The organism is Yinghuangia aomiensis, assembly GCF_039542225.1.
In the GTDB taxonomy this organism is placed as follows: domain Bacteria; phylum Actinomycetota; class Actinomycetes; order Streptomycetales; family Streptomycetaceae; genus Yinghuangia; species Yinghuangia aomiensis.
Map to the genome: position 1 here is coordinate 22,048 of NZ_BAABHS010000022.1, position 13,354 is coordinate 35,401.

The 13,354-nt window shown below is 71.9% G+C and carries 13 protein-coding genes; 8 read left to right on the plus strand and 5 right to left on the minus strand.

Annotated elements, in window-relative coordinates; all coding sequences use genetic code 11:
* The first annotated feature begins 163 nt into the window (after positions 1–163).
* Entirely contained in the window at positions 164–721 is a 558-nt protein-coding gene (locus tag ABEA93_RS27405) for a hypothetical protein (RefSeq protein WP_345678472.1), read from the plus strand.
* 6 nt (positions 722–727) lie between these two features.
* Complete coding sequence (locus ABEA93_RS27410) at positions 728–1,210, plus strand: hypothetical protein (RefSeq protein ID WP_345678473.1); 483 nt, start codon at positions 728–730, stop codon at positions 1,208–1,210.
* A 68-nt stretch (positions 1,211–1,278) separates the two neighbouring features.
* On the opposite strand, the gene ABEA93_RS27415 is transcribed toward ABEA93_RS27410, so the two are convergent.
* The gene (locus ABEA93_RS27415) at positions 1,279–2,139 is read right to left on the minus strand and encodes a PaaX family transcriptional regulator (RefSeq protein WP_345678474.1); all 861 of its coding nucleotides are present in this window, start codon (positions 2,137–2,139) and stop codon (positions 1,279–1,281) included.
* A 166-nt stretch (positions 2,140–2,305) separates the two neighbouring features.
* On the opposite strand from ABEA93_RS27415, the gene boxC reads away from it, so the two are divergent.
* The 4 genes from boxC (at position 2,306) to ABEA93_RS27435 (ending at position 7,991) form a co-directional block, all read left to right on the plus strand.
* The gene (boxC, locus tag ABEA93_RS27420) at positions 2,306–3,976 is read left to right on the plus strand and encodes a 2,3-epoxybenzoyl-CoA dihydrolase (protein WP_345678475.1); all 1,671 of its coding nucleotides are present in this window, start codon (positions 2,306–2,308) and stop codon (positions 3,974–3,976) included.
* A gap of 6 nt (positions 3,977–3,982) precedes the next feature.
* Entirely contained in the window at positions 3,983–5,398 is a 1,416-nt protein-coding gene (gene boxB / locus ABEA93_RS27425) for a benzoyl-CoA 2,3-epoxidase subunit BoxB (protein WP_345678476.1), read from the plus strand.
* Between the two features lie 113 nt (positions 5,399–5,511).
* A complete protein-coding gene (locus ABEA93_RS27430) occupies positions 5,512–7,131 on the plus strand; it encodes a benzoate-CoA ligase family protein (RefSeq protein ID WP_345678477.1) in 1,620 nt (539 codons plus the stop codon).
* Positions 7,128–7,991 carry an amidohydrolase family protein gene (locus ABEA93_RS27435; protein ID WP_345678478.1) on the plus strand — a complete coding sequence of 288 codons (864 nt, stop codon included), beginning with the start codon at positions 7,128–7,130 and terminating at the stop codon, positions 7,989–7,991. The genes ABEA93_RS27430 and ABEA93_RS27435 overlap by 4 nt, the downstream gene beginning before the upstream one ends.
* Before the next feature lie 36 nt (positions 7,992–8,027).
* Here ABEA93_RS27435 and ABEA93_RS27440 read toward each other — a convergent pair whose 3' ends face one another.
* Complete coding sequence (locus ABEA93_RS27440) at positions 8,028–8,807, minus strand: PASTA domain-containing protein (protein WP_345678479.1); 780 nt, start codon at positions 8,805–8,807, stop codon at positions 8,028–8,030.
* Positions 8,808–9,006: 199 nt separating this feature from the next.
* Positions 9,007–9,786, minus strand: a complete 780-nt coding sequence (pcaD, locus tag ABEA93_RS27445) for a 3-oxoadipate enol-lactonase (RefSeq protein WP_345678480.1) — start codon at positions 9,784–9,786, stop codon at positions 9,007–9,009.
* A 194-nt stretch (positions 9,787–9,980) separates the two neighbouring features.
* On the opposite strand from pcaD, the gene ABEA93_RS27450 reads away from it, so the two are divergent.
* Positions 9,981–10,499, plus strand: a complete 519-nt coding sequence (locus ABEA93_RS27450; protein ID WP_345678481.1) for an SRPBCC family protein — start codon at positions 9,981–9,983, stop codon at positions 10,497–10,499.
* 58 nt (positions 10,500–10,557) lie between these two features.
* Here the strand turns inward: ABEA93_RS27450 and ABEA93_RS27455 are convergent, their stop codons facing one another.
* Positions 10,558–11,823, minus strand: coding sequence for a cytochrome P450 (locus ABEA93_RS27455; RefSeq protein WP_345678482.1), 1,266 nt, complete (start codon positions 11,821–11,823; stop codon positions 10,558–10,560).
* Positions 11,824–12,000: 177 nt separating this feature from the next.
* Here ABEA93_RS27455 and ABEA93_RS27460 point away from each other — a divergent pair, with 177 nt between their 5' ends.
* The gene (locus tag ABEA93_RS27460; protein ID WP_345678483.1) at positions 12,001–12,387 is read left to right on the plus strand and encodes an ATP-binding protein; all 387 of its coding nucleotides are present in this window, start codon (positions 12,001–12,003) and stop codon (positions 12,385–12,387) included.
* A 96-nt stretch (positions 12,388–12,483) separates the two neighbouring features.
* Here ABEA93_RS27460 and ABEA93_RS27465 read toward each other — a convergent pair whose 3' ends face one another.
* Positions 12,484–13,245, minus strand: coding sequence for an SDR family NAD(P)-dependent oxidoreductase (locus tag ABEA93_RS27465; protein ID WP_345678484.1), 762 nt, complete (start codon positions 13,243–13,245; stop codon positions 12,484–12,486).
* Between the last annotated feature and the right edge of the window lie 109 nt (positions 13,246–13,354).

The following is a 13,354-nucleotide window of genomic DNA, read 5'->3' on the forward strand; positions in this document are numbered from 1 at the left end:
CGCGCGGCGCTCCGCAGCGCGGGCCAACCCTCCGCCGGGCACCGCGACTTGCCGTCGCGGTGCCCGGAACTGCCGCCGTCGCGACCGGGAACCGGGCGCGGCATCACGGCATCCGTATGAGGGAAGGGGAAACCGGGCAAGGGAGTCCTCGGAGGGATTCGCTGTGTCCATTGAACTGATCGTCATTGTGCTGGCGGCAGTCGTCGCGGCAGCGGCCGCGGCCGCCGGGTTGCCCACGGCCCGACGGCGCCGCCTGCGCCGCCGCTTCGGGCCCGAATACGAACGTGCGCTCGGCGAGTACGCGTCGCGGCGGGAGGCCGAACGCGTCCTCGCCGCCCGCGAACGCCGTTACCGGGACCTCGACATCCGCGATCTGCCCGCCGAGACGAAGACCAAGTACGAGGCGGCCTGGGCGGCTCTCCAGGAACGTTTCGTGGAGTCCCCGACCGATGCGGTAGCGGAAGCCGACGCACTCATCACGCGCGTCATGCACGACCGCGGGTATCCGACCGAAGAACGCACCGTCCGCATGGACATCCTGTCCGTCGTCTACAGCCGCCACCTGGACCGCTACCGCCAAGCCCACGAGATCGAACGGCTGGGCGCGGCGGGCAAGGCGTCCACCGAGGATCTGCGCCAAGCGCTGCTGCACCACCGGACCCTGTTCGACGACCTGCTCGGCCGCGCACCCGATGCCACTTCTCCGTCCCGTGGGAGCTGACCGACCATGACTGCGACCGACAAATCCGCCGAGGCCAAGCCCGTCATCGAACGCGACGACCGCGACGCGGCCGCCCGTCAGGCCAGGGTGAGCGAGAAGACCGGGTCGGCGCTGAAGCCGCCGCCGGTGATCCCCCTGCCCGCCAAGCCGTCGGCCGGACGCTCCTCTTCGTCCTCCGCCGCATCATCCGTCGGCAGTGGGACCGCGGGCGCGGACGCGCCGCAGCCCCCGCTGCTCGCCAAGTCGGCCGCCGACCAGTACCGCAGGCGGCTTCGGGAGAACCTCGCGGGCTTCGTGGACAGCCCGGCCGATGCGGTCGCCGGGGCGGATGTCCTGCTCCAGGAGGCCATAGACCGGGTCGCCGAGGCGATGGCGAAACGCCGTGAGGAGCTGTCCGCGGAACGCACCGCCGCGGGCGGCGACACCGAGCGGCTGCGCCAGATCCTGCTGCGCTACCGAATGGCGCTCGAAGGGCTCGTGACGATGTAGCCGACGCGCGAGCGATCCAGGGGGCGGGTCTTCGGACCCGCCCCCTGGCACGTTTTCGGACAAACTCTCTAGGCCTCGGCCTCGTCGGCCAACGCGCCCCACGACGCTTGTGCTTGCGCCTGCCACGCGCCGTGCAGCTCGGCGAACACCGCGGCGGCGCGCTCGCCGATCCATTCCGCCGGCAGGAGTTCCGGCGGCAGCAGCGGGTCGAGGAACGGGAAGCGGCGCCATTCGTGCACCAGCCGGACCTGCGCCAGCACGACCTCGGGGCCGGACGCCGGGCGCATTCCCGCGAACCGGTCGAGGAAGCCCTCGTACTGGGCGGCGATCTCGGCCAGGTCCCAGGCCTGGTCGACCATCGCACGCTGCGAGCCGATCCCGCCGTAGGCACCATGAAACGAGAACGCCGAGGCGTCGAGACCCAGTTCGCGGATGATCCCTTCCGCTTCGGGCCCGCGTTCGGCGTGCGGGCTGATCCACATCCCGGGTGCGGGGCTGCCGAAGCCGGCCCAGGTGAGCCGGGTGCGCAGTTGATGCCGCAACTTGCGCTGCGTCTCGGGCACGGTCGCCATCAGGACGAGCCAGCGGCCGTCCCACCCGGGCCCGGGCACGCCGAAGGAGTAGATGCGTTCGGCGCCTTCGGTCAGAAGGTGGCGGCCGGGCGGGGTCAGGACCCAGCGCACCCGGCGCCCGCTGCGCTCGGAGGCGATCCAGCCGTCGGCGGCGGTGCGGGCGAGTGCTTGGCGCGCGGACTTCTCTTCGATGCCGAGGCCGTCGAGGGCCTTGAGGACGGTGGACGTCCAGGCGGCGCCGCCGTGCGGGAGGACGTATTCCCCGAGCAGCGTCATCAGCAGGGAACGCGCGCTCGCCGCACCCACTTCCCGACGGCGCGAGATCGCCGGCTGTGCCGGTCCCACCGCGTGCGTCATGACCTCCGCCTCCCGTCGGCCGCTTTCGGAGCGCCGCCGAGTATCGCAGCCGCGATCGACTTCATACAGATGATTGACGTCACGACGATTTTCAGTAGAACATCGGAACCGCAGCACTGCAGCACGCACGCACCCCCCGAGGTTCCGTCGGCTGAGAGGCGCAGACATGGCACTGTCACCGGTCCGCTTCGACACGCATCCGGAGGCATACCGGCATTGGCGTTTGGAGGTGGCCGGCGGCACGGCGTACCTGACCCTGGACGTGGACGAACTGGGCGGTCTGGTGCCGGGCTACGAGATGAAGCTCAACTCGTACGACCTCGGCGTCGACATCGAGCTGCACGACGCGCTGCAGCGGATCCGGTTCGAGCACCCGCAGGTCGGGGCCGTCGTGGTGGGCAGCGCCAAGGACAAGGTGTTCTGCGCGGGCGCCAACATCCGGATGCTCGCGCAGAGCGCGCACTCCTGGAAGGTGAACTTCTGCAAGTTCACCAACGAGACCCGCAACGGCATCGAGGACTCGTCCACGCACTCGGGCCTCGCGTTCATCGCCGCGGTGAACGGCACCGCGGCCGGCGGCGGTTACGAACTCGCGCTGGCCTGCGACGAGATCGTCCTCGTCGACGACGGATCCTCGGCGGTGTCGCTGCCCGAGGTGCCGCTGCTGGGCGTGCTGCCGGGCACCGGCGGCCTGACCCGGGTCGTCGACAAGCGCGGCGTGCGCAAGGACCTCGCCGACGTGTTCGCCACCAAGGCCGACGGCGTGCGCGGCAAGACCGCGGTGGCCTGGAAGCTCGTCGACCGGACCGTGCCGCGCAGCCGGTTCGCGGAGGCGATCGCCGCCCGCGCCGCCGAAGCCGCCGCGGCGTCACCGCGGGCGGCATCGGGCCACACCGAGGGCGTCCGGCTGACGCCGTTGCAGCGCACCGAGAGCGCCGACGGCTTCGCCTACACCCATGTCGCCGTGGACATCGACCGCACCGCACGCACGGCCACCCTCACCGTCGCCGCACCGACCGCCCCCGTGCCGCCGGATGCCGCCGCGGCACAGCGCGAAGGCGACGCCTTCTGGCCGCTCGCGATGACGCGCGAACTCGACGACGCCATCCTGCACTTGCGGACCAACGAGAACGCCGTGGGCACGTGGGTCCTCAAGACCGCGGGCGACGCCGACGCGGTGGCCGAGTACGACGCCTTCCTGGCCCGGAACGCCGACCACTGGCTCGTCAACGAGATCCGCCACTTCCTCAAGCGCACCCTCAAGCGCCTCGACGTCACCAGCCGGACGCTCGTCGCCCTGATCGAGCCCGGCAGCTGCTTCACCGGACCGCTCCTCGAACTCGCCCTCGCCGCCGACCGGCAGTACATGCTCGACGGCGTCTTCGAGGACGAGCCCGACGCCGAGCCCGCCGGACTCCGGCTGACCGAGGCCAACTTCGGTGCGTACCCGATGGGCAACGGACTGACCCGCCTGGAATCGCGCTTCCACGGCGAGCCGGGCCGCACCGGCGAGCTGGCGGACTACCTCGGCAAGCCGATCTCCGCCGCGGACGCCCTCGCCCTCGGCCTCGTCACGTTCGCGCCCGACGACATCGACTACGCCGACGAGGTCCGCATCGCCGTCGAGGAACGCGCCGCGCTCAGCCCCGACGCCCTCACCGGCCTGGAGGCGAACCACCGCTTCGTCGGCCCCGAAACGATCGAGACGAAGATCTTCGGCCGCCTCACCGCCTGGCAGAACTGGATCTTCAACCGCCCCAACGCCGTCGGTCCGGAAGGCGCCCTGCGCCGCTACGGCACCGGACAGCGCGCCGATTTCGACCCCGAACGGGTGTGATGCGCCGTGGGCCTCATCGACTACCGCGAACGGATTCCCAACAACGTCGGCCTCTCCGACGACCGGCGCCTGCAGCGCGCCCTGGAGTCGTGGCAGCCGAAGTTCCTGTCCTGGTGGGGCGAAATGGGCCCCGCACTGCCGACCCGGGACGTGTACCTGCGCACGGCCGTGTCGGTGCAGCGGGACGGCTGGGCGGACTTCGGCCACGTCGCGCTGCCGGAGTACCGCTGGGGCATCTTCCTGTCCGAGCGGGCCGGGGACCGGACGATCGGATTCGGCCGCCACAAAGGCGAGCCCGTCTGGCAGCAGGTACCCGGCGAGCACCGCGCCGAACTGCAGCGGCTCATCGTCGTCCAGGGCGACACCGAGCCGGCCTCCGTCGAACAGCAGCGGCACCTCGGCGCGACGGCGCCCAGCCTGTACGACCTGCGCAACCTCTTCCAGGTCAACGTCGAAGAGGGCCGCCACCTCTGGGCGATGGTGTACCTGCTGCACGCCTACTTCGGCCGGGACGGGCGCGAGGAAGCCGAGAGCCTGCTGCTGCGCAACTCCGGCAGCGAGGACGCGCCGCGCATCCTGGGCGCGTTCAACGAGCCGACGCCCGACTGGCTCGCGTTCTTCATGTTCACGTACTTCACCGACCGGGACGGCAAGTACCAGCTCGGCACGCTCAAGGAGAGCGCGTTCGATCCGCTGGCCCGCACCTGCGACTTCATGCTCAAGGAAGAAGCGCACCACATGATGGTCGGCACCACCGGCATCGACCGGGTGGTCGCCCGCACCGCCGAGCTGATGCGCGAGCACGACACCGACGACATCGCACCGTACGGCGGCATCCCGCTCGGCGTCGTGCAGCGCTACCTCAACTTCCACTACAGCGTCTCGCTCGACCTCTTCGGCTCGGAGACGTCGACCAACGTGGCCAACTACTTCACCAACGGCCTCAAGGGACGCTGGCAGGAACAGCGACGCAAGGACGACCACGTCCTGACCGAGGACCACGTCGCGGTCGACGCGGTCGTCGACGGGCACATCGCCGCCGTCGATTCCGCCGCCCTGGTCGCGCTCAACCACGACCTGCGCGGCGAGTACACCGCCGACTGCCGGGGCGGCGTCACCCGCTGGAACCGCATCCTCGCCGACCACGGCGCGGACGCCGTCCTGACGCTGCCGCACCACGGCTTCAACCGCTCCGTCGGCGCCTTCGCGGCCCACCACGTCGCCCCCGACGGCACCCTGCTGTCCGCCGCCGCGTGGGAGGCCCGGCGCGCCGCCTGGCTGCCGAGCGACGAGGACATGGCCTTCGTCGCCTCGCTGATGCGGCCCGTGTACGAGCCGGGGCGGATCGCGTCGTGGGTGGCGCCGCCGCGGCAGGGCATCAACGGCCACCCGTTCGCGTACGAGTACGTGCACCTCGCTTAGGCCGTGTCCGGGAGACCGCGACACCGGACACGACCCCACTCCCCCCGGCCGAGTGCGCTGAGGAACCACGGCGTCCGCCTCGGCCCTCCCGTACGCGATCCGAAGGGGCCGCGATGCCAAAGCCGTTCAACGCCGCCAGCTACCTGGTGGACCGTCAGATCAGCCGGGGGCACGGCGGCCGCACAGCCGTAGCCGGCCCGCGGGGCACGCTCACTTACGCCGAACTCGGATCCCGGGTGCGGCGCGCCGCCGCCGGGCTGCGGGCGATCGGGCTGCGGCCCGAGGAACGCGTCATGGTCTTCTCCGCCGACGGGCCCGAGATGCTGGTGATGCTCCTCGCCGCCATGCGCGCGGGTGCGGTGCCCGTCCCGGTGTCGACGATGTACCGGAGCGGCGAACTCGGCGAACTGCTGCGCGACTCGCGGGCCCGGTTCCTGGTCGTCTCGGCGGAGTTCGCGGAGATCGCGCAGGCGGCCGCCCGCGAAGCGCCCGACCTGGCCGGCGTCGTCGCGATCGACGACGCGGACGTGCGGCCCGGCCGCGGCACGCGCGTGACGTACGAGGAACTGCTGGGCCTCGGCGCCGGCGAAGACGCCGGACCGGACGCCACCCACGACGACTCCCCCGCGCTGTGGCTCTACACGTCCGGCACCACCGGCACCCCCAAGGCCGCGATGCACCGGCACGCGAACATCCGGCAGGTGGTGGAGACGTACGGCGCCCAGGTGCTGGGCGCGACCGCCGACGACCGGTGCTTCTCGGTCGCCAAGCTGTTCTTCGCCTACGGCCTCGGCAACGCGGCGTTCTTCCCCCTCGCCGCCGGTGCCACGGCCGTGCTGGACCCGGCGCGGCCGACCCCGGCCTCGGTGGCGGCGCGGCTGGCCGAAGACCGGCCGACACTGTTCTTCGCGGGGCCGACGTTCTTCGCGGCGCTGCTGCACAGCCCGGACATCGCCGACGACGCGTTCGCCCCGGTGCGGTTCGCGGTCTCGGCGGGCGAGGCGCTGCCCGCGGAGCTGTTCACCCGGTTCCGGGACCGGTTCGGCATCGAGATCGTCGACGGCATCGGGTCGACCGAGGCGCTGCACATCTTCCTGTCCAACCGGCCCGGGGCCGTGCGGCCGGGCACCACCGGGACCCCGGTGCCGGGCTACGACCTGCGGCTGCGCACCGCCGACGGCCGGGAAGCGGCGGACGGCGAACCGGGCAACCTGTTCCTGCGCGGCCCCTCGCTCGCGACCGGCTACTGGGCACGCACCGACACGTCGCGCGCGGTCTTCCAGGGCGAGTGGCTGGCCACCGGGGACATCTACGTGCGGGACGCCGACGGCTACTACGCCTGCCTCGGCCGGGACAACGACATGATCAAGGCGGGCGGCATCTGGGTGTCGCCGTCCGAGGTCGAGGCGCGGCTGCTGAGCCACCCGACGGTCGCGCAGGCCGCGGTCGTCGCGGCACCGGACGCGGACGGGCTCGACAAGCCGGTGGCGTGCGTGGTGGCGGCCCCCGGGCACACGGTGGACGCCGAGGCGCTGGTGGCGCACTGCCGGGAAGGCCTGGCGGCGTTCAAGCGGCCCCGGCACGTGTTCGTGTTCGACGCGCTGCCGATGACGGCGACCGGGAAGCTGCGCAGATACGTGCTGCGGAGTGTGGTCGCCGAACGGTTGCGGGAGGAGGAGAAGGAAGAAGCGGCCGTGGCCGCCGGGACCGTTCCCGAGGAGCAGAGCACATGATCGACGGACATCTGCTGGTCGACGCCCACGTGCACGCGCCGCGGCTGCCCACGCTGGCACCCGCCTGGCTGCGCTGGGCCCACGAGTTCGGGCACGGGCACGACTGGCCGGCGGTGTACGACGCCGAGGGCACGGTCGTCCCCGAACTGCTGGACGCCCACTTCGCGGCGCAGGGCGTCGACCATGCGGTGCTTCTCTGCGAATACAGCCCCAAGGCCACCGGGATCCAGCCGGTCGAGGACCTGCTGCCGATCGTGAAGCACAACCCGGCGCGGTTCCGGTTCCTGGCGAACGTCAACCCGCACCTGCACTACCCGGTCGACGTCGAGGTCGAGCGGCAGGCGGAACTCGGCGCGGTCGGGCTCAAGCTGCACCCGGTGCACGCGGGGTTCTCGTGCGCTGATCCGATGCTGTACCCGGCCTACGCGGTGTGCCGGGAGCGCGGGCTGCCGGTGGTGGTCCACTGCGGGACCAGCACGTTCCCGGGCTCCACCAACGCGTTCGCGGATCCGACGCTGCTCGACCCGGTGCTCCGGGACTTCCCGGGGCTGACGGTGGTGCTCGCGCACGGCGGCCGCGGGTGGTGGTACGACGCCGCCGCGTCGATGGCGATGCTGCACCCCGGCGTGTGGATCGAACTGTCGGGCCTGCCGCCGAAGAAGCTGCCGGAGTACTACCGGCGCTTCGACTTCCGGCGGCTGGCCCGCAAGTTCGTGTTCGCCACCGATTGGCCGGGCATGCCCGGGACGGCCGCGAACGCGCGGGCGTTCGCGGAGACGGCCCGGGCGGCCGGGGTGGACGACGAGACCGTGCGGGGGGTGCTGGGCGGGAACGCGGTGCGGGTCTACGGACTGGACTAGGCGACGGTGACGTCCGGGGTCCTCTCGGGTGGCTGCTCAACCACACCCGTACACGCGCGTGACGTCGACCATGGTGCCCTTCTTGACCACGGTCCCCGCCGCGGGCGTGAACTCCCACATCCGGCAGTGGCTGTACGTGGCATCGTCGGCATTCCGCACCCACGTCGGGTCGAACGCCAAACCCGCCGCCTGCACGGCCGCACGCGCTTCCTTCGGATACATGTCCTTGATCGCCGGCACGGTGGTCGTCGTGTCGTCCGCCTTGGCGACGGTCACGGTCACGCGCGTGCCCTTCGCCACGGACGTACCCGACGGCGGATTGCTGCGCAGCACCGTTCCCGCGGGCCGGGACGACACCTCGTCGACGCGCGCCGCGGTGAGTCCGGCGGACGTCAGTCGCGCGGCGGCGTCGGCGTAGGCAATGCCGCCCACGTTCGGCACCGTCGTGGCGGCGTCCTGCGGGGGGCGCGCCGGCGCGGACGCGGCGGACGGGTGGGCGGACGAGGGCGTCGGGGTGGCTTTCGCCGCGCTCGGCGACACGCGCGGAGGTGCCGTGCCCGTCTGCGTCGTGACGCCTGCCGCGCTCGGATCCGGCGTGGGTGCCTCTGCGGAGACCGGGGCGGACGGGGACGCCGCGGTCGCGGGTACGGCGCTGCCCTGGGCGGCGGGTTTGGCACCACCGCCTCCGCCACCACCACAGCCCACCAGCACGACCATCGCCAGGGCCGCACCCGCGAGGGTTGCCACGCTCATGGGTGCCGCGCGGCGGCGTGCCGGGGGAAGCGGGACTGCGGCGGTGGTCGGCACGGCGGGCACCAGACGGCTCCTCGATGAATACCCGCGATGGGCAAGGGGGTTCGCGGTCGGGTCGGCAACGTAGCGTGCGGAGCGGCCGACATCCGAGGAGTTGGCCGGAATGCGCGGCAACGGCTGCTGATGCGCAGTGATCGAACCGCTCGGCGCCCATTCCGGTGTGGTCCGGCGCCCCGCGCGGCTGTCCACGCCCCCACGCGGTTCACCTGATGCTCAGGAACCCGTCCAGATGGGTCCGCACCCGCTCGGCCTGCTCGACGATGACCAAGTGCGCCGCATCGTCGATCACCGTGAGCGTCGCGCCCGGCACCCGGGCGGCGATCTCCTCGGCGAGCGGGAGCGGCGTCGACGGGTCGCGGTCGGCGGCCAGCACCAGCGTGGGCATGGTGATCTCGCCGAGGCGCGGGCGCACGTCGTATTCCGCGATCACCTCGCAGCACGCCGCGTAGCCGGCGGGCGAGGCCGCGCGCAGCATGGCCAGGGTGGCGGCGACGACGTCCGGCTCGCGCTCCGCGTACTCCGGCGTGTACCAGCGGCCGACCACCGTCTCGGCCACCGCGTCCATGCCGTCGGCGCGCACGAGGGCGGCGCGCTCGCGCCAGGGCTGCGGGTCGCCGAAGCAGGCCGCGCTGCTGCACACGACGAGCCGTTCGACGCGCTCGGGCGCCTCCAGGGCGAGGGTGAGGCCGAGGGCGCCACCGAGCGAGATGCCCGCGTAGGCGAACTGGTCGATGCCGTCGGCGTCCAGCATCGCGAGGACGTCGGCGGCCAGGTCTGCCATCGTCGGCGACTCCGGCGGCAGCTCCGATTGCCCGTGGCCGCGGGCGGCGAAGCGGACGACGCGGTGCGTGGCGGCGAGCGCCGGGACGAGCCGGTCCCAGACGCGGCCGTCGGCGCCGAGCGGCGAGCCGAGGACGAGGACGGGGGCGTCGGCGGCTCCGGAGGCGGGGCCGTCGAAGCGGTGGTCGAGTACGGCGGTCATGCGTCACCCTCCGTGGGGGCCGGTTGGTGGGGAGTAGGTCGGGGTGGGGTCGGTCGGGGTGGTGTCCGTCGGCATGGTGACCGTCGGTGTGGAGCCGGGGCCTTGCGGACCGGGTCGGTGGCGGTCGGGTCGTTGTGGGTCTGACGGGTCGTCAATAGCCTGGGCGCACCGTCCTGCCCACCCCGGAGGCTGCCATGAAGTACACGCTCCGCGCCGAACCGATCGAGTTCGTGCAGACCGCGCCGCGCCGGCGGGCCTGGTCGGCGGACCTGCAGGCGTCGCCGAAGCAGGTGTTCGCGGCGCTGACCGACGACCCGGCCACCTGGCGGGGCTGGTTCCCGGGGCTGACCGGCGCGCACTGGCTCGCCGAGGCGCCCGACGCGGCCGAGGGCGCACCGGCGCACGGCGTGGGCGCGCGGCGCGAGATCCGCCTGGTCAAGCCGGTGGTGTTCCACGAGACGATCATGGCGTGGGAGGAACCGTCGCGGTGGGCCTACCGCGTCGACACGGCGACGGTGCCGATGGCGAACGCGCTGATCGAGGAGTGGACGATCGCGGAGCGCGGCACCGGCTCGCGGGTGACCTGGACGTTCGCGTGCGACCCGAAGGCGGTCATCTCGCTGACGCTGCGGTTCTCGCCGTGGTTCATGGGCAACACGTTCCGGCGCGCGATGAAGAACCTCGACCGGAAACTGGCGCCGATCGCGGCGTGAGGCTCTCTGTGTCGAAGGTGTCCACAGGGCGGGGATATCCACACCCTGTGGACGCCGGCTAGAACGCGCAGGGCAGGTGTTTGACCCCGTTGATGAAGCTGGACCGCAGCCGCTGCGGCTCCCCCGCGACGCGGATGTCCGGGAGCCGCCCCAGCAGCTCGCGGAACATCACGGTGATCTCGCGCCGGGCGAGGTGCGCGCCGAGGCAGAAGTGCGGGCCGGGGCCGCCGTACCCGACGTGCGGGTTCGGGTCGCGGGTGATGTCGAACCGGTCGGGGTCCGCGAAGACCGCGGCGTCGCGGTTGGCCGACCAGTAGTACATCAGCAGCTTGTCGCCCTCGCTGATCGCCTGCCCGGCCAGCTCGGTGTCGCGGGTCGCGGTGCGGCGCATCCACACGACCGGGGAGGCGAGGCGGACGATCTCCTCGACGGCGGTCGGCGCGTACCGCTCGAAGTCGCTCAGCCACAGGGCCCGCTGGTCGGGGTTGTCGGTGAGCAGCCGGAGCCCGTGCGAGATCGCGTTGCGGGTCGTCTCGTTGCCGGCCACCACCAGCAGGATGAAGAACGACGCGAGTTCTTCGGCGGTGAGCTGCTCGCCGTCGATGTTGGCGTTGACCAGCGCGGAGATGACGTCGTCGGCCGGATGGCCGATCCGGTAGGTGCCCAACTCGGTGAGGAGATTCGCGAGTTCGCCGCCCGCGGTGAGCAGGACGGTGATGTGGTCGGCGTCCTCGGGCACGTACTCGGGGTCGGCGATGCCGATGATGGTGTTGGTGCGGTCGAGGACGAACTCGTAGTCCTTCTCCGGGATTCCCATCATGTCGCAGATGACCTTGAGCGGCAGGCGGGCGGCGACGTCGGTGACGAAGTCGCATTCACCGCGGTCGGCCACCTCGCCGACGATCCGTGCGGCGGCTTTCTCCACGTCGTGCTCGAACTTCTTGATCATGCGCGGCGTGAAGGTCCGCGACACGATGCGGCGCAGGCGGTGGTGCCGCGGGTCGTCCATCTCGATCATCGAGCCGAAGAACTCGGCGAACGCGGTGGGGAAGTCCGGGATGTGGGTGGCGCCTTGGCCGGAACAGAACTCCTCCGGCCGACGGCTGACCTCGACCACGTCGGCGTGCCGGGTCACCGCCCAGAAGCCCGGACCGGCCGGCAGCGGCGACACCGGCTCCGGGTAGTACGGCAGCGGCCATTCGGTCCGCAGGCGCTCGAACCCGCGGGCCCGGTCCTCGTAGGGGCCGGCCCAGAACTCCATGTCGGACAGGTCCACCCAGTCGGGGGCTGCTTTGCCGCGGGGAGTGCTGTTGCCGACCGTCATGCCCTGCCCCCGTCGTGTCGGAGTCGTCGGGGGCCAGGAAACCACGAACGCGGCCGGGGTAACCAGGTGTTGTCCAGCCTGTCAGGTCACCGGCGTGTCAGGCCGGCCGGCATCGCCGACCGGGCGTCGGCCGAGAAGGTGAGGTGGGGGCTGACGAGACGCTTGGCGGCTGCGCGTGTGAAGCGCGCTCGCGACTGGGCGCGGGTGTGGCTGGTCGAGCAGAAGGTCCCCGACGATGTGGCGGACTCGGTGGTCCTCTGCGTCTCCGAGATCCTCACCAACGCGGTCCGGCACCAGGGCTCCGGCGAAATCGTGGCGGCTCGCCTCGTCCTCTTCGACGACGCCGTTTCGGTGTCCGTCGAGGACTCGGGGTGCATCTTCCTCGAACATGCCGTATCTGCCGACGAGTTCGCCGAGGGCGGGCGCGGGCCGGCGGTCGTCCCGGCGGTCTCCGCACAGTGGGGCGTCCAGCCGCGGCCCGACGGCAAGGTGGTGTGGTGCGAGGTCGCGCGGCCTCACGAACCCCGGCCCACAGACCTCACCAACTCACGAAACGTGAACTAACTTTCCGCAAAGCCATTCCGGAAATCACGAACACGGCGGGGCAGCCGGACATCGTCCACAAACAGACGCAGCCCGGCTCCCCGCTCCGCCCCGCCTTCACGACGTCGGTGCGCCGCCGTTCAGCTGCCACGTCTGCCCGGTGATCCACTCCGCTTCGCGCGACGCGAGGAACACGCAAGTAGCGCCGATGTCTTCCGGGCGGCCGAGGCGGCCCACCGGGATACCCTTCGCCATTTCGGTCGTCACCGAGGCGGTGCGGCCGCTGGCGGCCGGGTCCATGAGGCCGAGGGCGAGGGTGTTGGCGGTGATGCCGTCGCGGGCGTTCTCCATGGCCAGGTGGCGGGTGAACGCGATCGCGCCGCCCTTGGCGGCGCCGTACAGGGAGATGCCGAAGCTCGCGCCGGTGATGCCGGCGCCGGAGGCGATGGTGATGATGCGGCCGTGGCGGCGGGCGCACATGCCGTCCAGGACGGCACGTGTCGTGTTCATGACACCGAACAGGTTGACGTCCGCGAAGCGCTGCCAGTCGGCGGGCTCGGTGTCACGGAACTTCGTCGGGCGGAAGCCCTCGGCGCCGCCGTTGCCCGCGTTGTTGACGAGGATGTCGAACGGTGCGACCCGGCGTTCGAACGCGCGCACCTCGGAGGCGACCGCGGTGCGGTCGGTGACGTCGAAGGGCAGCGCGTACGCGGTCCCGCCCGCCTCGGTGATGGACGCCACGGTCTCCGCGGCGCGTTCCGCCACGATGTCGTTGACCGCGACCACCGCGCCCTGCCGGGCGAGCGCCACGGCGATCCCGGTGCCCACACCCTGTCCCGCGCCGGTGACCAGCGCCGTCCTGCCGTCCAGCTCGAACATGCGAACCTCCTGTTCCGGGGCGGAGCCAACCACCCCCTACCGCCGGAGTCAATGGTGGAGTCAATCAAGTAAATGAATCGAGCCGGACCGTTTCGGCGGTGCGCGCCCG